Origin of the sequence: Christensenella timonensis (assembly GCF_900087015.1) — a bacterium.
GTDB classification, from domain to species: Bacteria; Bacillota; Clostridia; order Christensenellales; family Christensenellaceae; genus Christensenella; species Christensenella timonensis.
On record NZ_FLKP01000001.1, the window covers coordinates 134,570 to 153,677 of the forward strand.

15 protein-coding genes are annotated in these 19,108 nt (G+C 54.4%); 6 read left to right on the plus strand and 9 right to left on the minus strand.

The genetic code is table 11. The features are described from left to right. Positions 1 to 13 precede the first annotated feature (13 nt). From BN6471_RS00670 to BN6471_RS00700, 7 genes are all read right to left on the minus strand, one after another. Positions 14 to 2,449 carry a glycyl radical protein gene (locus tag BN6471_RS00670; RefSeq protein ID WP_082903231.1) on the minus strand — a complete coding sequence of 812 codons (2,436 nt, stop codon included), beginning with the start codon at positions 2,447 to 2,449 and terminating at the stop codon, positions 14 to 16. A gap of 34 nt (positions 2,450 to 2,483) precedes the next feature. Then, the gene (locus BN6471_RS00675; protein ID WP_066644532.1) at positions 2,484 to 3,512 is read right to left on the minus strand and encodes an ABC transporter permease; all 1,029 of its coding nucleotides are present in this window, start codon (positions 3,510 to 3,512) and stop codon (positions 2,484 to 2,486) included. Positions 3,513 to 3,526: 14 nt separating this feature from the next. Beyond that, entirely contained in the window at positions 3,527 to 4,528 is a 1,002-nt protein-coding gene (locus tag BN6471_RS00680) for an ABC transporter permease (RefSeq protein WP_204213223.1), read from the minus strand. 14 nt (positions 4,529 to 4,542) lie between these two features. After that, positions 4,543 to 6,024: a sugar ABC transporter ATP-binding protein gene (locus BN6471_RS00685; RefSeq protein ID WP_066644534.1), complete on the minus strand. Its 1,482-nt coding sequence runs from the start codon at positions 6,022 to 6,024 to the stop codon at positions 4,543 to 4,545. Positions 6,025 to 6,109: 85 nt separating this feature from the next. Beyond that, complete coding sequence (locus BN6471_RS00690; RefSeq protein WP_066644537.1) at positions 6,110 to 7,198, minus strand: autoinducer 2 ABC transporter substrate-binding protein; 1,089 nt, start codon at positions 7,196 to 7,198, stop codon at positions 6,110 to 6,112. Between the two features lie 32 nt (positions 7,199 to 7,230). Continuing rightward, positions 7,231 to 8,778: an FGGY-family carbohydrate kinase gene (locus tag BN6471_RS00695; protein ID WP_066644863.1), complete on the minus strand. Its 1,548-nt coding sequence runs from the start codon at positions 8,776 to 8,778 to the stop codon at positions 7,231 to 7,233. 126 nt (positions 8,779 to 8,904) lie between these two features. After that, positions 8,905 to 9,879: a sugar-binding transcriptional regulator gene (locus BN6471_RS00700; protein ID WP_066644540.1), complete on the minus strand. Its 975-nt coding sequence runs from the start codon at positions 9,877 to 9,879 to the stop codon at positions 8,905 to 8,907. Between the two features lie 536 nt (positions 9,880 to 10,415). On the opposite strand from BN6471_RS00700, the gene BN6471_RS00705 reads away from it, so the two are divergent. The 3 genes from BN6471_RS00705 to BN6471_RS00715 are packed head-to-tail and all read left to right on the plus strand — an operon-like array spanning position 10,416 to position 12,910. Then, positions 10,416 to 11,360: a tetratricopeptide repeat protein gene (locus BN6471_RS00705; protein WP_066644542.1), complete on the plus strand. Its 945-nt coding sequence runs from the start codon at positions 10,416 to 10,418 to the stop codon at positions 11,358 to 11,360. Beyond that, positions 11,357 to 12,292, plus strand: coding sequence for a DUF4037 domain-containing protein (locus tag BN6471_RS00710; protein ID WP_187118767.1), 936 nt, complete (start codon positions 11,357 to 11,359; stop codon positions 12,290 to 12,292). The genes BN6471_RS00705 and BN6471_RS00710 overlap by 4 nt, the downstream gene beginning before the upstream one ends. 9 nt (positions 12,293 to 12,301) lie before the next feature. After that, positions 12,302 to 12,910 (plus strand): DUF4125 family protein, encoded by a 609-nt coding sequence (locus BN6471_RS00715; RefSeq protein WP_066644547.1) that lies wholly within the window; start codon positions 12,302 to 12,304, stop codon positions 12,908 to 12,910. Between the two features lie 54 nt (positions 12,911 to 12,964). Here BN6471_RS00715 and xylB read toward each other — a convergent pair whose 3' ends face one another. Further along, entirely contained in the window at positions 12,965 to 14,506 is a 1,542-nt protein-coding gene (gene xylB, locus BN6471_RS00720) for a xylulokinase (RefSeq protein WP_066644549.1), read from the minus strand. A 277-nt stretch (positions 14,507 to 14,783) separates the two neighbouring features. Between xylB and BN6471_RS00725 the strand changes: the two genes are divergently transcribed. From BN6471_RS00725 to BN6471_RS00735, 3 genes are read left to right on the plus strand one after another with little or no spacing between them, the layout of a single operon-like run. Beyond that, entirely contained in the window at positions 14,784 to 15,752 is a 969-nt protein-coding gene (locus BN6471_RS00725) for a sugar-binding transcriptional regulator (RefSeq protein ID WP_066644551.1), read from the plus strand. A gap of 9 nt (positions 15,753 to 15,761) precedes the next feature. Beyond that, positions 15,762 to 16,832, plus strand: coding sequence for an A/G-specific adenine glycosylase (mutY, locus tag BN6471_RS00730; RefSeq protein WP_242861816.1), 1,071 nt, complete (start codon positions 15,762 to 15,764; stop codon positions 16,830 to 16,832). Between the two features lie 34 nt (positions 16,833 to 16,866). Next, the gene (locus BN6471_RS00735) at positions 16,867 to 18,063 is read left to right on the plus strand and encodes an ATP-binding protein (RefSeq protein ID WP_066644553.1); all 1,197 of its coding nucleotides are present in this window, start codon (positions 16,867 to 16,869) and stop codon (positions 18,061 to 18,063) included. 70 nt (positions 18,064 to 18,133) lie between these two features. On the opposite strand, the gene BN6471_RS00740 is transcribed toward BN6471_RS00735, so the two are convergent. Further along, positions 18,134 to 19,042, minus strand: coding sequence for a radical SAM protein (locus BN6471_RS00740; RefSeq protein WP_066644555.1), 909 nt, complete (start codon positions 19,040 to 19,042; stop codon positions 18,134 to 18,136). Between the last annotated feature and the right edge of the window lie 66 nt (positions 19,043 to 19,108).

Sequence of the window (19,108 nt, forward strand, 5' to 3'; positions counted from 1 at the left end):
CCTGTATTCTGCCTTAAAGCTGCTGCTCTGTCCGTGCGATGATGCTGTCCTGCACCTCTTTTGATATTTCGTTGAAAAACGCGCTGTAGCCCGCGACCCTTACGACAAGCCCCGCGTGCTTATCAGGGTTCTTTTGCGCGTCCCGCAGCGTATCCGCCGAAACGACGTTAAACTGCACCTGCGAACCGCCGAGGTCGATGTACGAGCGGATCAGCGAGCTGAACTTTTCCAGGCCCTGCTCTGCGAACAGCGGCCCCGGGCTCATCTTTTGGTTGAAGATCACACCGTTCCCGCAGCGTACGTGGTCTAGGCAGCTGACGGATTTGAATACCGCAGTCGGCCCGTTTTTGTCCATACCGTTTTGCGGCGAGACCCCGTCCGCCAGCGGTTCTTTTGCCTTTCTGCCATCCGGCGTGGCTCCTGTCGACAAGCCGAACGCCACGTAAGAAGAAACGGGCATAAGCGCCGGGTTGAACGGGCCGCCCCGGTATGTCGTGTAGTGGGTCAGTTCGTCAAAGAACGTATCCGTAGCATACTTTGCGAAGATATCCACCTCCGGGATATCGTTGCCATATTTGGGCACCTTGTTCTGCAAATACAGCCGCAAATCTTCCCTGCCCTCAAAATTCGTTTCCAGCGCGTCGATCATTTCGCTCATACTGACGCGTTTATCTTCAAATACCGCTTTTTTCAGCGCCGCAAACGAATCCGCCGCGTTCGCAATCCCGATGCCCAGCGGCCCCGTCCAGTTGTAATGCGCGCCGCCCGAGGTAACGTCCTTCCCCTCGGCAATACAGTCGTCTACCAGCATGGATACATACGGCACGGGCGCCATGTCCTCGTGTACCATATCGATCATATTGTTGGCGGTGACCATGTGGCTGACGGCATATTTCATCTGCGCTTCAAAGGCTTTTGTCACGTCGTCAAAGGAGGTGAACTTGCGCGCGTCGCCCGTTTGCGGCCCCACCTGCTTCCCGGTGATCCTGCACACGCCGTTTGAAAGCGCGAGCTCCAAAACCTTGACCAAGCTGAAATAGCCGCCGTTCGCACGTCCCCAGGTGTTCCTCGGCATGGTCTCCAGACACCCGACCGGTACATAATCCCGCGCTTCTTCCAGCGTCACGCCCAGGCGCAGCATTGCGTTGACGAATATCTCGTCATTCGATATCTGCGGCATGCCGTTGCCCAGCCGGATCGCTTCGCACGTCCGGATGAGCAGGTCGTGCGGCGTTTTTTTATGGACGCGCACCGTGAAATTCGGCTGCCCCAAAAGGATGTGGCAGTGCGCTTCCAAACAGCGGTACGAAAGGTCGTTCGTTGCGTCCAGCCCTTGCGGCGAGACGCCGCTGATCGCTACGTTGTTGCCCGTCGGCTGCCCACCGGTCGAGGCAGCATCCACGGCATTGTAGATTTTCACGCTCTCTGAAAACTTGATCCATAACGCTTCCAGTATCTCCTGCGCCTTGATCTTGGTGAGCCTGCCCTCCGCAATATCCTTTGCATAGTACGGATACATATACTGATCCATCCGTCCGGGCGTATACGAGGTGCCGTTGTCGTTGATGAACGGTACGCAATGTACGAGCATGAACGATTGCATCGCCTCGTGGAACGTACGCGCCGGGTTTTCCGGTACATAATCGCACACCCGCGCGATCTCCAGCAGCTCGGCAGCCCTCTCCTTGTCCTTTTCCAGCGCCGCAAGCCGCCGTGCCTGCGCAGCATAGCGGTGCGCAAAGCTGATCACGCCATCGATGATGATGAGGCAGGCCTGGTAAAACAGCCGTTTCTTCATGGATGCCGGGTCGCTCATCACAAGCGCGCCGTTCTTTTCCTCGATCTCCCTGCGTACGTCCGCAAAACCGCGCGTGATGATCTTTTCATAATTGAGCGCCACATGCGCAAGCCCGCCCGTTTCGTGCAGGCCGATCGTGAACAGCTGCGCGTCATATGTCTGCAGCTTGATCTCCTCGTCGTATATTGTCTGTATCCGGTCGTTTAGGGTCTTGCCCGCCCAGTACGGATAGATTTCGTTCAGGAATTCCTCTTTCACTTCTTTGGATACGGCAAACGGATCCATGTCCCGCGTTTCAAACAGGTCGATCTCGTCTTTGATCCATTGTACGCCGAATTCCGGGAATATTTCCGCGCAGCGGTGCGCCGAAGCGGAGTGCCCGACGATCAATTCGTCTTTTAAAATATACACATTGATTTGTTCGAGCAGGTCGCGCAGCGCCATCGCCCGGCGGATGATCGGCGGCTGTCCTTCCGTCTGCTTATACGACTGCGTGATGATCCGCGCCCGGTCGCACAGCAGCCGCGGCTTTACCGCGACCACCTGGTCTTTCAGCCGTTGGCACCGTTCGTATTCCTTGCTGCCTTTGGGCATCACGTCCTCGATATCGATCTTGACTCTTTCCTGGTTCCCATTCCAATATCCTAGCATAACTTTCACTCCTTTCAGCGTTTCAAAAGCCTTTTTATCCCTGCGCCTTTTTCTGGTCGCGTTTATTGATCATGTAATTAAAGATCAGCGCTGCAATGAGGACAACGCCCCAAATGATATCCCTGTAGAAATTCGAGATGTTCTCGTACATATTGAGGCAGCTGCTCAAAAACTGCAGGATGATCGCCGCCACCACGATCCCCTGGATGTTCCCCTTGCCGCCCTCCGTACTGACGCCGCCGAGCACGGCGACCAGTACGCATTGCAGCGTGTATGCCGAACCGTAATCCGCCTTCGCGGAATTCTGTTTTGCCATCATGATGATACCCGCCGCCACCGCCATCAGTCCCGAAAGCGCGTATGTCTTGACCAGCAGCGCGCTCGTCTTCAGACCCGCGTATTTCGCCGCCGTGCTATTGGAGCCCAGCAGGTAAAGGCGCGAGCCGAATTTGGTGCGTGAGAGTACGACGCCCATCAGGACGGCGCATAAGATAAAAATCACCAGCGGCACGGGGATCACTCCCCCAAGATTTGCATTGAAGACTTTGGAATACAACGACGGCAATCCGCTCACCGAACGCCCCTGTGTCATCACGATCGCGATCCCCCAATAAAGCTGCTGCGTCCCCAGCGTTGCCAAAATCGGCGGGATCCCTATTTTGGAAATCAGCAGCCCGTTGATGGCGCCTGCGCCCAGCCCGACCCCAACAGCGATCACGATCGCCGCTATGACCACGCCTAAAACCTGTGAGTCCGGCATGTCCTTCGTCGTATTGGCCAGCATGAACAAGGCCGCCGAAATAGAGGACAGGTTCGCGATATTGACGACGCTTAAGTCGATGCCGCCCGTCAGCAGGGCGAGGCCGATCCCGATGGAAAGCAGTCCATATTCCGGAAACTGCTTGGCAATACTCTGGAAGTTCGCCCCTGTGAGGAACAGCTCCGGCTTCAATACCGAGCAAAGCACGAACACGCCCGCCAGGATCAACAGCAGCCGGAAAAAGTTTTTGTCCTTCCCATAGATATCTTTGAGCTTCAAGGGTTTACATACTGTGTCATTCATTCTTTTCTCCCCCTTCATCCTGCGATCTTGATATTGGGCTTCCGGTTGTTTTTCAGCATCTGGTATGCCGATATCCCGGTACCGATCAGGATGATCGCTCCCGTAAACACCCGCTGCCAGTAGGTCGGTATGCCCAATAAGATGAGGCTGTTCGACATCATCGTCATCAGCAGGATACCGATCACCGTCCCCGTGATCGATCCCTTGCCGCCCGTGACGCTCACGCCCCCAAGTACGCAGGCCGCGATACATGTCATTTCCATGCCCGCAAGGTTGGTCGGCTGGCAGTTCGTCATCATCACCGCACGCGCAACGCCCGTAAAGCCGGCGATCGCACCGCTGAAGCAATAGACGAACATTCGGATATGAAAGACATTGAAGCCCGCGCGTTTGGCAGACACCGCGTCGCCCCCGACGCCGTAAATACCCCGTCCCAATATGGTCTTGTTCATCAGCAGCCACACCGCCACGATCAATATGATGAAAAACAGGATCGTCACCGGCATGTCCGAGCTGATGCCCAGCGCGTCGTTTGTCGCCGTAAACAGCTTTGCTTTTCCAAGGTCGTACATCTGCTGCGGCACAGGCGTTTCGTTTGCGGCGAACACTCCTAGCAATATCCCGTTAAAAAGGCTCGCCGTTCCCAGTGTGATGATCAGCGGCTGGAACTTGAATTTAGCGATCAAAAATCCGTTCAATACGCCCATGGCAAGCCCAAGCGCCGTCCCCACAAGGAAGAACACGACCACGCTTCCCGTAAAATCTTTCATATATGCGCTCACGATATACATCGAGAGCGACGCGATCGCCGGGAATGAAACGTCGATCCCGCCCGAGACCAGCACGATCATTTCCGCGATGCAGAACATCCCGGGAATGATGAGCGAGCGCACGAGGTCGACTAAGTTATTCCCCGTAAAGAATTGCCCGCTGACCGCCTGGATCACGCAAGCGAGGATCACGACGACGATCAGCATATAGAACTCCGTTTTATGTACTACTCTTCTCAAACTCACAATAGAAGCCCCCCTTATTCAGCAGCTGTCAGATCGATTTGCCCAAGCCCCGTTGCGTCCGTTTCCCCCACGATCCTGCCGCCGTTCATGATCAGCACACGGTTACAGTTCTCCTCAAGCTCCGGCAGGTCGTCGGATATCACGATCACCGCCAGCCCGCTTTGCGCCAGCTGCCTGATGATGGCATGGATGTCATACTTTGCGCCGATATCCACCCCGACCGTGGGGCCGTTCAAAATCAGCACCTTCAAATCGAGCGCCAGCCAGCGCGCAAGCAATATTTTTTGCTGGTTTCCTCCCGACAGGGTTTGGATCGGGTCGTCTATGCTCCCGATCTTTACCTTGAATTCCTCGATCGACCGATCCACCATCCCCCGGCACGCCCCGCGATCCAAAAGCCCCAGCTTGTTTGCGAAGCTGTCCCATTTTGCCACAGCCAGGTTGTCGTTGATCGACTGGATCAGGAACAATCCTTCCGTCAGGCGATCCTCCGGTACATAGCCGATTCCGTTGCCGATGGCGTCTTCCACGCAGCGGATTTTCTTCTCCTGCCCGTCTATGAAAATCTTCCCGCTGTCTGCGCAGCGGTAACCGAACAGCGTTTCCGCCATTTCCGTCCGCCCCGACCCGAGCAGCCCTGTGATCCCGACGATCTCGCCTTTCCTGACGGAAAATGAAATGTCCCTAAAGCCGTTTTTCAGCGAAAGTCCCTGTACTTCAAGCACCGTCTGTTCTCCTGCCTGCGGCCGGAATTTTTCCACGGCTTCAAAGTCGCGCCCCGTCATATATTTCCTGAATTTTTTATCGTCTAAGTCCTTTGTCTCCCCGCTCACGACATTTTTGCCGCTGCGCAGGATCGTAAAGCGTTCGGAGATCTCGAATACCTCGTCCAGCTTATGCGATACAAAAAGGATCGCGATCCCTTCTTCCTGTAAATCCTTGATGATCCCGAACAATGCCTTGACCTCTTTTGCCGTAAGCGCCGTCGTCGGTTCATCCATAATGATCAGCTTCGCATTATTGAGCAGTGCGCGGCTGATGGCGATCAGCTGTTTTTCCGCTACGGAAAGGTTCTCCACGGTTTCATCCAGATCAACGTCAAAGTTGATTTTGGAGATCGCTTCCTGCGCCGTTTTGCGCATCCGCTTTCTACTGATCCACTTGCGTTTATTCGCAAGCTCCTGGTTGATCGACAGGTTTTCCATTGCCGTAAGGTTGGGAAAAATGGAAAAGTCCTGGTAGATCACCTGTACGCCCGCCTCGATCGCCTGCTCCGGCGTGATTTTGTCGTACTTCCGGCCGTCTATCTCTATTTCGCCGCCGTCTGTCGCGTGAAAACCCGAAATCGCTTTGATCAGCGTCGATTTCCCACATCCGTTCTCCCCCGCCAGGCAATGGATCTCCCCTTTTTTGATGTGGAGCGAAACGTCCTGCAGGGCCTTTACTCCTCCAAAATGTTTGGATATATGATCCACTTTCAAAACATACTCCGACATACCTGCCCCTCCTGATACGCTGCCATTTCCAGCGGCGGTATGCGGGCAAACGTGGTTTGCCCGCATACCCGTCCGCCAGGTGTTTTTAGAAATTGTACTGGTCTACGTTCGACGCGTCGATCGTGATCATCGCTGCGCCCACCAATGTCTTATCGCTGCCCTGCGCAAAGCTGACGTTGTCGTAGCCTGCCAGGCCTAAGTCGAGGCCGTCCTTGATCTCCTCGCCATCGAGTACCTTGGCTGCCAGCGCGCACATCGCATAGCCTGCATCCGCGGGGTCCCACAGTACGACGGAATCCAGCGTGCCGTCCTTCATGAATTCACTGCATTGGCTTGGCATGCCGGAACCGCAGATGAATACTTTGCCTTTCAGTCCGAGTTCTTCCACTGCCCGCGCGATTCCCGGCGGGTCATAGGCACAGCAGCCGATAAAGCCTTTCAGGTCAGGATATTTTTTCAACATTTCTTTCGCTTTTTCATAAGCGCGTTCCGTATCGTCCTCCGTTTCGATCCTCGGCTCTTCCGCCAGGATCGTCATGTTCGGATACGCTTCTTCCTGCCTTGCGACAGCGCTGTCCGCCCACGCGTTGTGGGAAGCCGTCGTTACAAACCCGACCGACGTCGTATAGACGCCCTCTTCGCCCATCGCTTTTGCGAGGTTGTCCATCATGAACGCGCCGTAATCCGCGTTGTTGAACGCTTCGATGTCATAGTCGCACGCCTTTATGTCCGGCGCTTCATGCGTAATGACTACGATTCCTTTGCTGCGTGCTTCTTCCAGTACCGGTTCTAAGGAATCCGGCTCGATGGGTACGACACAGATCGCGTCGACGTCCTGTGCGATCAGGTCTTGCACCACCTGTACCTGCAAGGATGCGTCCGCCCCGGACGGCCCTTTCTGGTATGCGTTGCTTCCGGTATCCTGCGCATATTTCTTGACGCCCTCTTCCATCCGTACGAACCATGCGCTCGTGGAATCCTTCGGCACGACCGCGATCTTCCAGGCCCCAGCGCCGCCTGCCGTGTCATCGGACGGGCTTTCCGCCGCACTCTGTGCTGCGGAGCTTTCTGCCGCCTGCGATTCGGACGGTGCTTCCGTCTGCGCCGGTGTGGCGCATGCCGCCAGCGACACCACCATCAAGACCGCCAACAAGATCATTACTGTTTTTTTCATCTTCTTTCCTCCGTTTTTTATTTTTGGCTTTTTTATTCCCTTGCGCCGTTCATCAGCGCAAAAATGTGTTCCTTTTTCATTGCCGCGTACAATTTTTGGAAAATCCCGTAGCAGCGGTTATATTTCGCAACGTTTGCCTGATCCGGCAGGATCGGCTCGTCGCACTTCACCATCTGTGCCGCGCCCTCTTCGGGCGAAGCGAATACCCCCGCGCCATATCCTGCCAGGATCGCCGCACCCAGCACGGTCGCATCGCTTATCTTCAGCCGCCTTAAGGGAAGGCCGAGGATGTCCGCCATGATCTGCCGCCAAAGCGCCGATTTCGTGGCCCCGCCGGTGATGCGTAGCTCCTGGAAAGCTACGCCCGCTTCACGCATCGTTTCCATGATCTCGCGCATTTCATACATGCACCCCTCCATAAAAGCGCGTGCCATGTCTCCCTTTGTATGCATGAACGTCAACCCCGCCAGCACGCCCTTTGCCTCCACGTCCCAGTGCGGACACCCCGCCGAAGCAAAATAGGGCAGAAGGATCAACCCGTTTGCGCCCGGGGGCGACTGCCTGACGAGCTCGTCCATCAATACGTATGGATCCATGCCCAGCCCTTTTGCCGTATCGCGTTCCTGCGTCGCCACCACGTCGCGCAGCCAGCGGTAGACCGATGCTGCGGACAGCTGGATCCCGTTCAATTCATAATTGCCCGGCACCGCGGCGTTGACCGTCATCATCTTCAGTACGTGTTCGCTCGCAAGCGGCTGCCTGATATAGGAAATCAGGTGCCCGGCCGTGCCGATCGTCATTTCTGCCAGCCCCTCGGAAACGATGCCCGCCCCCAGCGCGCCGCAGCTCTGGTCGCCCGATCCTGCGATGAGCAACGTATCTGTGGAAAGGCCCGTCAAAGCCGCCGCTTCCCCACTGACCCGTCCCAGCACCGTGCCGCTTTTCACGACCTTGGGGAATTTCTTTGCATCAAGCCCGTAGGCGGTTATCAGTTTTTCGCTCCATACGCGCTTTTGCATATCGAATATGCCGCTGCACGAGGCGTTCCCCCAGTCGCAGTAATAATCGTCCGCGCCAAAGCGCTTCGCCAGGAACTCCGAGACCATCGAGACCACTTTGGCCTTTTCGTATTCCTCCGGATAATGCTTTTTGAACCAGAGGATATTGCTGATGCAGTAGGTGGGCGTGACGGGCATCCCAGAAAGGCGCGTCGTTTCCTTTTCGTCCAGGCATTGCTTCTGGAACTCCACTTCCTCCGTCGCCCTGTTGTCCTGCCAGCTATACATCACATTGCGCATCATCTTTCCGTCTTCGCCAATGAAGCCGACGGTCGAACGCTGCGTGGAAAAGCTGACCGCCTTGATCTCCCGCGGGTCGAGGCCGGACATATCCACCGCCTCCCTGCACGCCTCGAACGTTCGCTCGATCAGCTGTTCTGCGTCAAATTCAAACCAGTCGGGCTCTGGCGTCGCTGCGATACACTCCCGATAGCCTGTCCCCATGACCCGGGCTTCCAGGTCAAAAATCATTGCCTTCGTCCCGGTCGTACCGATGTCGACTCCCATCAAATAAATTGCCATATCCCCCATCCTTTCCTGTTTTTTGCATACACAAACTAGAGGTGAAATCAGTTTTTTTACAAATTTCAAATCCAATGCCGTTTATTTCTTTGCTTTTGTTAATCCGGAACAGCTGTTAGTTTGCTTTTAATTTTCCTTGTTTAAAAAGTTCAGTATTTTTTCTGCCGTATAGATATCTGTGACTAAAATATTGAAAATATGCGTGCGGGCCCCGCCGATGATCGAACCCACCTTATGGCTGCCCCCTCCCGTCGCGATCACGAGCGGCGTTTTCCTGATCTGCTCTAAACTGATCGCCACGATGCGCTCCGTCATCTCCGTGATGCGCTCGTTGCCCTCGATGTCGTAAAACCTTGCGCACATGCTGCCCACCACGTTCGATTCGGCAAGCTGCCGCCGGGTCTCCCCGCTCGCATTTTCCACCTTCAGCGTCATGGAATGTTCCAGGTCGCCGTCGATCGCCGTGATAGCCATATCCAGCTCATCAAATTTTTCGAGCGTGGATTTGATATTCGGCAGGTTTACATACGCTTCCTTCATGGCCGCGTTCCCCGCGAACAGGGGCGCGTACACATAGTCCACCATGCTCCCGCTGTAATTGGAAGCGATATGCTCGCAAAGGATATTCGCGAACATCGAGCAATGATCCGCCTTTCCCGGCCCTCCCAGGATCGGCATAAACGTAACGTTCCTGATGTTCTTTGCGGATACCATATTTTTCGCGATGACCTCAAGCGTCTTGCCCCAGCCAACGCCGATCCGCATATTGCTTTTGATAAACTGCTGGATGTATTGCGTTGCATATTGCGCGATACCGTTCATGATCTCTTCACTGTTGTCCGATACCGCATCCACGATCTTGACCTCGCGCAGCCCCAGCTTCTGCTTCAATTCATTTTCGATCTCCATAAACTCATTCAGCTTTTGGATATCACAAACTTCAATTTTTACGATCCCTTCCTGCTTCGCCTCCTTTAAAAACTTTGTCAATGTAGGGCGCGATATATTTAACCGCTCTGCAATTTCCTTTTGCGGTATATCTTCCAAATAATATAGGCGGGTCGCTTCCAGTTTGATGGCGTATCTCTCTTGCTCTTTCAAGATAAAATCCCCTCCGCTCATCCGGCCTGTCATTCAAATCGTATCAAACGAGATTTTAAAATATTTATTTTTCATCATCAGGAATCAAAAAATTGAAATTTACGTTTCTCTGTTTATCCACAGCATAGTACCAAAAAACCCGCTTGTCAAGCGGATTTCCGATTTTAATTTGAATTCCAAACTAATTTTACATGTGTAAAAAAACAGCCTTTGAAAACGCTTTCCGCTTTTTTACTTTTTAAAAAAACGATCCTCCTCATTTTTTATTTTTAGAAATCAACAAAAGTACGTTCCTATGAACCAGGGCGCTATTTCGCTTCGTTTTTTTATCGAAACGTGAAAACACATTATTTTTGTTTCAGTAAGGGGCGGCAGTTACCGCCGTTTCAAAAATGGCTTTACCTGCACATTTGACCGTTTCCTTCCGGTTGTCATTTCCCTCCGTTGGCGGTATAATATAGTCAAAGAACCTTACTATTTTCACATCATTTTACACATGTAAATTTTTTTGCGACGATCAAAGGAGTGTGCTTTTTATGGAAAATGCAACCGAAAAATTCTTTCAGGAGCTTGACGAACAATATGCCACCGGGGATATGGAAAAGGTGGAGCGCTTTTTACAGACCAGCGCCCGCAGCTACCGTCCCTGCTGCGGCGGCTTTAACGCAAACTATCTCGCCGTGTTGAGCGAGCTGGGCGGTTTTTACCGCGGCACCAGCAAATACACCGCTTCGGTGGAGGCGTTCAGGGCGGCCAACGAAATCATCATGGAATTCATCGGCAAGGACAGCCTTGAATATGCGACCAACTTAAACAACCTTGCGGGGACTTACCGCCTGATGGGTGAATACGACAAATCCTTGAGGACATTCACAGAAGCAATGGATACTTACCGCGCGACGGTGGGCACAGACAACTACCTGTTCGCAAGCGCCCTCAACAACGTGGCGCTGCTCCACCAGGATATGAAGGAGTATGAACAGGCTGTTTCCTGCCTGCTGCAGGCGCTCGGCGTGCTCGAAAACCTGCCCGATACACAGGGCGACGTAGCGACGACGTACAACAACTTAGCCGCCCTTTACAACCGGCTGGGAGACGACGCAAAAGCCAAGGAAGCGCTTGCGCGTTCGATTGCCCTTTACGAGAGCCTGCCGGAGGAAAGCCCGCACTATGCGGCTGCCCTCAACCTGCATGCGGCGTTTTTATACCGCGACGGCAAATACGGGGAAGCCAAAGACGCGTACCTGAAGGTGTTGCAGGAAGTGGAGCGCTTCTTTGGGCGCAATATCGAATACGGGATCGCCTGCGATAACCTGCGGCGCGTATATGAAAAGCTGGGCGACAACGCGCAGGCGGAACAATATATGAAACAGGCGGTGGATATCTACAGCGCCGTCTACGGCAAAGACCACGAGATCAGCAAGCAGGCTGTAGCGGTTTTACGGGAACTGGAAGCCGGAAGGAATTCATGCGGCGTATGAACGGACTTTCTCTTGCCAGAAAATATTTTACAGATTGCGGCCTGCCCATGATCCGGGAATCCTTTCCCGCGTATGAGCAGCGGATCGCCGCCGGCCTTGCGGGCGAAGGTTCCGAGTGCTTTGGCTTTGACGACGAGATCTCCCGCGACCATGACTGGGGCCCGTCCTTTTGCCTGTGGCTCACGGACGCGGATTTTGAAAAGGTCGGCCCCGCGCTTTCGCAGGCTTACGCCGCCTTGCCGGGCGATTTTCTCGGTTTTCCCAAACGCGAGGTGAGCGAATTCGGCGGCGGCCGTGTGGGCGTGATGCCTACGTCGCATTTTTATTGGAAATATACCGGCCTGAAGGCCGCACCCTCTACACTCCTTGAATGGAGGCGTATCCCCGAAAACTATCTTGCCGTCGTAACGAACGGTGAAGTTTTTATGGATGCACCCGGCGAATTCAGCGCTATCCGCGAAAAGCTTCTCGCGTTTTACCCGGAGGACATCCGCCTCAAAAAGATCGTCGCACGCGCGGCCATCATGGCACAAGCCGGGCAATATAATTACGCACGCAGCGTAAAGCGGCGGGAATATGTGGCGGCGCAGTGTGCGCTGGGCGAATTTATGAAGGCCGCCTTTTCCATGGTTTACCTGCTCAACAAGAGGTATATGCCCTTTTACAAATGGGCGCACCGCGGCTTAAGGGACCTTCCCATCCTCAGGGAAACCTATCCCCTCTTTTCCGACCTGTGCACAGACAGGTGTGAAGAGGACGCCTATGCGCTGCGCGAAGGGATCATTGAGCGCATCTGCGCCCTGGTCATCGCGGAACTAAAGCGGCAAGGGCTCACGGATGGGGGCAGCGATTTCCTGCAGGATCATTGCCCGCAGGTCATGCGGCGCATCCAGGACGAAACAATCCGCCAGCTCCATATACTGGCGGAATAAGGAGAGATTATGATTATTGTACAACAGATTTTAGATATGGAATGGAACATGTTCGATTCGGTCAATAATATCGGCGGGCGCGCTTCCTGCCAGGACGATTTAAAAACGTTCACCATCCAGCGCGGCAGCCAGCTGCGCGCATGGAACGACGATATGCTGCACAGCTATTTTGACGACCTGAAAGCCGCCGGTGAAGCGGGCCGGAACCTGCTTGCCGAAAAATACGGCTACATGATGGAACATACCTCCCCCGCGGAATATGATGCCATCAAAGACCAACTGCCCCCTGTCCCGGCGGAGAAAAAGGCCCTGATCGACAAGATCGCCGCCATCCAGGTCGCCTGGCTGGAAGAATTATCCGCGCGTTATCCGCGTGTCTCCGGAAATGGCAGGCCGATCCACCAAAGCGAGGACAGCCTTTACGGGACGTCCTTTGAAACCTACCTGAAAGGCGAGCTTGCGACCTATTCCGAAAAGACGCTCAACTATTATATGGCATATGTAAATGCCCTGCTCCGCGAGGAACGGAATTTAAACGAGATCATCCTTCAAAACACCTGCCTTGCTTACGGTTACCAGTCCATCGAGGATGCGGAGCAAAAAATGGCCAACCATTAAAAAGTATCAAAAAAAGCGCAGCTGCATCGCGGCTGCGCTTTTTGATAGTTCCACTTACAGGTATTTTTCGACGATGCCCGCTTGCTTCGCGTACATATCGCGAAGTGCCGGGTAAAGCTCACGGTACGATCCGTAATAGTCGTTATACCGCTTCACATTTTCCGGGATCGGCTCGGTGACGCTCGACACCTTGACCAGCTCGCCGCACGCCTCTTCGATGCTGCCGAAATGTCCGGAACCGACAGCCGCCATGATCGCGCCGCCCGCAGCAGGGCCCTCTTCCATGTTCATCGTGAGCACGTTCGCATTATAGATGTCCGCCTGGATCTGCCGCCACAGCTGGCTCTTGGCGCCGCCGCCGTTCGCCCGTACTTCATTTACCTCAATGCCGAATTCACGGCAAATTTCGATCGTATCGCGCAGGGCGAATGTCACGCCCTCCATCACGCTCCTGCACATGTCGCCGAGACCGTGGCGGTATGAAAGCCCAAAGAACGTCGCACGCGCGTTCGGGTCGGAGATCGGCGTTTTTTCCCCGTTGAAATACGGCAGGAATGTAAGCCCTTCGCTGCCCGGCGAGGACTGCGCCGCCATCTCCGTCATATAGTCATAAATATCCTTGCCCTGTGCCGCCATTTCCGCTTTTTTATCGGCAAACAGCGTATCGCGCACCCATTTGAACGATCCGCCGGCCGTCAGCACGAGACCCAAAAAGCACCATTTGCCGGGTACGGAATGCGCCATCGTCATCAGCGCGCGTTTTTTCGTATCGATCAGCGGCTCGTCCGTACAACCGAACACCACGCCGGACGTACCGATCGTCGCGCCGATCACGCCGGATTTCACGATGCCCGTGCCCACGCCGCCTGCCGGCTGGTCTCCGCCGCCTGCAACAACCGGGATTCCTGCGCAAAGGCCCCATTCTTCGGCGATATCGGGCAGGAGCTGCCCCACGACCTCCTGCGATTCTACCAATCTCTGCGGTACGATATCCTTGGAGATCGACAGCTTTTCAAAAATATTGTCCGCCCACCTGCGGTTGGGGACGTCCATCAAAAACGACAGGGAAGCGTCGCTCACTTCCGTTGCGACCTCGCCCGTCATCCGGTAACGCAGGTAATCCTTGGTAAAGAGCACCGTGTGGATTTTCTCATAAGCGGCCGGATTGTTTTTCCTGACCCACAAAAGCTTGGGCGCCCAGAAACTGTTGAGGCAGAAGTTGGCCGTCGTATCCAGCATTTCCTGCTCGGAAATCAGCTTTTCAATGTCGTGTACTTCCTCTTCCGCACGCTGGTCGAGCCAGATCATGCAGTTGCCGATCGGATCCATGTTCCTGTCCATCAGTGTGCTGCCCTGCATCTGCCCGGAAAAACCGATGCTTGCCACTTCTTTCCCGTGGCCGCTTTTATTCACTGCCTGTTGCACCGCGCGGCTGCAGGCGTCCCACCATACGAGCGGATCCTGCTCTGCCCAGCCGGGGTTAGGCGTCACGACGTCGCACTCGTGGTAGCCGATCCCGCTGATTTTTCCCGTTTCATCAATGATCATTGCTTTGATGCCGCTCGTCCCCGCATCAATACCCAAAAAATACTTCATTCTTTCCTGCTCCTTTGACCGTTTGCTATGCTTTTGTATTATGATTTTACATTTGTAAAGCTATTTTACTTAATTGTGTATACATTTACGCTAACATCTTTTTTTTCATCTGTCAATCCCTTTCGCCGTGCGTTTTTACATCCTCACAAATGTGTTTCAATTTCTTTTTCCGCATACCTCTCCCTTGTTGACAAGACAGCGCAAAAAGCTTATGATATTATTGACAAACATAAAATTGATTTACAGTTGTAAATGCATAAAAAAGGGGATCAGCATTATGTCGCTTTCGTCTGAAGAACGTTATTATGTCAAATTGAAGGCATCTTACCTATATTATAAGGAAAACAAGACCCAGGCCGAGATCGCCGAGCTTTTCAACATCTCGCGTCCCACGCTCATCAAGCTGTTAAACGACGCCAAAAAGGAAGGCATCGTGACCATCGAAGTACACGATACCCGCATGGGCAGCCACTATATCGAGCTGGAACAGACCCTGCGCAAAAAACTTGACCTAAAGGATGTAAAGATCGTGAGCGCGAGCGGCACGACCAAAGAAGCCGTCAATTTAAGCGTCGGCGCAGCGGCGGAGCAATACCTGACCAACCTGCTGCGTTCGGGGATGAGCGTCGGGCTGGGCTGGGGCCGTACGCTGGAGATCATGGCACGCTACATCAAGCCGCACCCCAGTATCGTCGACCTGCACATCGTTTCGCTGCTCGGCGGGCTGGGAAGCACCAGCGCGGGGGATTATTCCATGTTCGCCAATTCCCTGTGCGAGATCATGGCTTCCAATTATTCGAGCGCGTCCGTTTCCATGATGTACTCGCCTTTGGTCGCCCCCAACGAGGTCGTTGCCCAGACCTTCACCGATACGCTGACCGCTACTTATGAAAAGCAGCAGTCGCTTGATATCGCCATTGTCGGCATAGACAGCGATCCGGCCCATTCCACGACGCTGGAGATCGAAAAGCCCCTGCAGGCGCTTGCGGAAGAGATCCACGACAAAGGGATCGTGGGCAACGTATGCGCCCGCTTCTACAATAAAAAAGGCGAACTTTGCCCGCTTAGTATCGAAAACAATATCCTTTCCATTTCCACGGACAACCTGCAGCGTACCCCGGTCGTCATTGGCGCGGCGGGCGGGGAACACAAGGTGGACTCCATCATCGGCGGCGCACGCGCGCGGCTGTTCAACATCCTCGTAACAGACGAGCATACCGCACAGGCGATCGCGCTCAGCCGCTAAGGAGAAAGCTTGGAAACGATTTTTCCCCCAGTTGCGGATTTTTCCGCACCGCTCCTCCATTGGTATCAGGAAAATGCGCGCATCCTGCCCTGGCGCGACAAACCGACGCCCTATCGCGTATGGATCTCCGAGATCATGCTGCAGCAAACGCGCGTGGAAGCGGTAAAACCCTATTTTGAACGCTTTCTGAATGCGCTCCCGGATATTGCCTCGCTGTCTGTAGTGTCGGACGAGCAGCTGATGAAGCTGTGGGAAGGCCTTGGCTATTACAGCCGTGCGCGCAATTTAAAAAAGGCTGCGCAGGTGGTCATGCAGGACTTTGGCGGCAGCCTGCCCGCTTCGTTTGAACTCTTAAAAACGCTTCCGGGCATTGGCCCTTATACCGCCGGCGCCGTTGCTTCCATCGCCTTCGGTATCCCCGTTCCCGCGGTGGACGGCAATGTCCTGCGCGTACTTTCGCGCCTCGCCGCCAGCCCTGAAAACGTCAGCGGCGCCAAAGTCAAAAAAGCGGTCGGCGATGTCCTGTCCCGCCTGATCCCGCCTGCGCATGCGGGGGATTTCAACCAGGCGCTGATGGAGCTGGGCGCAACCGTATGCCTGCCAAACGGCATGCCCAAATGTGAAGTTTGCCCCTTGCAAAAGCTGTGCGAGGGCTATGCGCGCGGTATTGCCCACACCCTGCCCGTCAAGGACGGAAAGAAAAAACGCCGGATCGAACAGAAAACGGTTTTTATCCTGTTAAGCGACGGCAAAGCCGCGCTTTCGAGGCGTCCGCCGCACGGGCTTCTGGCAGGGCTGTTTGAACTGCCGAACGTGGACGGTGCGCTCGATGAGCCCAGTGCGCTTGCCTGGCTGGCTGCCCACAGTATCGATGCACGTTCCGCCATCCCCCTCGGCGCTTCCAAACATATTTTCACGCACGTGGAATGGCATATGACCGGTTACCTGGTGCAAAGCGCACAGCAACCGGAAGATTTTTTGTGGCGCAGCCTTCCGCAAATCGAAAAGGACTGCGCGCTTCCCTCGGCCTTCCGTTTTTATACAAAAATCCTGTGTGAAGAACTTCGCATGATGGTATAATGAAAAGATAAAATCAAAAGATATGAGGCGAAGCATGATTGATCTTGAAAACACGGCTTTACAATTACGTTCCCTGACCATTTTCCGCGGCCTGCTCAAAACCGGCGTGATCCGCTCGTTTCTCCAGCTGGCGGACGCCGTTTCAGGCGGGGATACCGCCCGCAGCGTTTCTGGGTATGCCGCGTTTGCCGAAAGCCTGTACAGGCATACGCCCGACCTCGGCGACGCTGTCTTAAGCGCCGTATTGGGCGATGAAAACTTCTATTTGTTAAAATATGTCCGCAAAGAAAAAATCGGCAGCGCCATGCAGCAGTGCCTGAAAAATGAGCTTGCCATGTTAGAGCGGTTCAGCATGGTTTCAAGCAGCGATGTCAAAAAGCACATCGCGTATGGCGGTTTTTTAGCGGACTGGGCCAACACGCCCCACGATTTTACCGCCGCCTACCAAGATTATCTGGATCATATCCCCACAAACGGCTACGGTATTTTTGCGCGGCACCATATCTTTACGGTGGAAAACCGTAAGCTCGTTCCCGTATTACATCCGGACGAAACAAGCCTCTCCCAGCTAAGCGGTTATGAATACGAACGCAAGTGCGTGGTAGATAATACGCGCGCGCTTTTGGACGGCAAACCAGCCGCCAATGTGCTTTTGTACGGCGACAGCGGTACGGGCAAATCTTCCACGGTCAAGGCGGTCGCGAGCGAATTCGCGCCCCGCGGCCTGCGTCTGATCGAGATCAAGAAAAACCAACTGCGCGACATCCCGGCGCTCATGGACAGCCTGGGCAAAAATCCGCTTAAGTTTATTCTTTTTATCGACGACCTGTCCTTTACCAGGGACGACGATGATTTCGGCGCTTTAAAGGCAATCCTCGAAGGTTCTGTTTCCGCGCGCGCCAAAAACCTCGCCGTATATGCGACGAGCAACCGCCGCCATCTCGTGCGGGAAAGCTTTTCCGACCGCGAGGGCGACGACGTGCACGTCAACGACACCGTGCAGCAGCTGACCTCCTTATCCGACCGCTTCGGCCTGACGATCACCTTCTGGCGCCCAAGCCGCGCACAATACCTTTCCATCGTGGAGCACCTCGCGGCTTTTTACGATGTCGGCGCCAACCAGGAGGAGCTCTTCCGGCAAGCGGAAATCTATGCGCTCGAACGCGGCGGCCGTTCCCCCCGTGTTGCCAAACAATTTTTAGAGCATGTACAGTCCGTCGGGCTTAGTTAAGCCTTCAAAAACAGCTGTTCTAATTATGATAGTACAGTTTAAAAAACCGCTTAGGCAGCGGTTTTTTTCTTTATTCCCTGGATACTCCCGTCAAATCGAACGGCGGGATGAAACTCTCGCTTGCAGCTGAACCTTCCTGCAAAAATCCGTTTTCCACGCCCAGTCCCACTGCAAAATCAACCAGCTCCCCGTATTCGCTTTGGCTCACTTTCCGCCGCAGCCTTGCAGGCAGCCGTTCCCCTTGCAGCGGCGTGTACTGGCTCATCAGGCTCAAATATATCCGGTTGCCATATGTATCGTAAAGATACCGCACAACCTTCTTGGCATCGCCTATATGTCCGGGCAGCAGCAAGTGCCTGACGATCACGCCGCGCTGCATCATCCCCTCCGTATCAAAGGCCGGCTCCCCTGCCTGGCGCACCATCTCCCCCAGCGCCTCCTTTGCCACCGCCGCATAATCCGGCGCATCAGAATATTGTCCCGCGGGTTTTTCGTCCATATATTTAAAATCCGCCAGGTAGATATCGGCCAATCCGTCAAACAGCCTCAGCGTTTGCACGCTTTCATACCCGCTCCCGTTGTGCACGACGGGGATCGTAAGTCCCGCCTCCTTTGCCCGGCGCAGTGCGCAGGCAATGTGCGGCGTATAATGCGTGGGCGTAACCAGGTTGATATTGTGCGCGCCCTGCGCCTCCAGTTCTAAGAATATCTCCGCCAGCCGCGCTTCCGTGATTTCCGCGCCGGCCCGTCCGCTGCCGATCTGCGCGTTCTGGCAATAGACACAGTGCAACGGACAGTACGAAAAAAACACCGTCCCCGAGCCGTTCCTCCCGGAGATACACGGTTCTTCCCAGTTATGGAGCGCCGCGCGTGCAACCTTGAGGGCTGCGCCTGCCCCACATATTCCTTTTTCCCCGCTTATCCTGTCTGCCCCGCACTTTCGCGGGCAGAGGACACAATGTTTAAGCAATTCTTCCATAGCCAATATTATATCACTTTTCCTGCTTTCTTCATCCACGAACTATGGTATAATAAATGATATTGT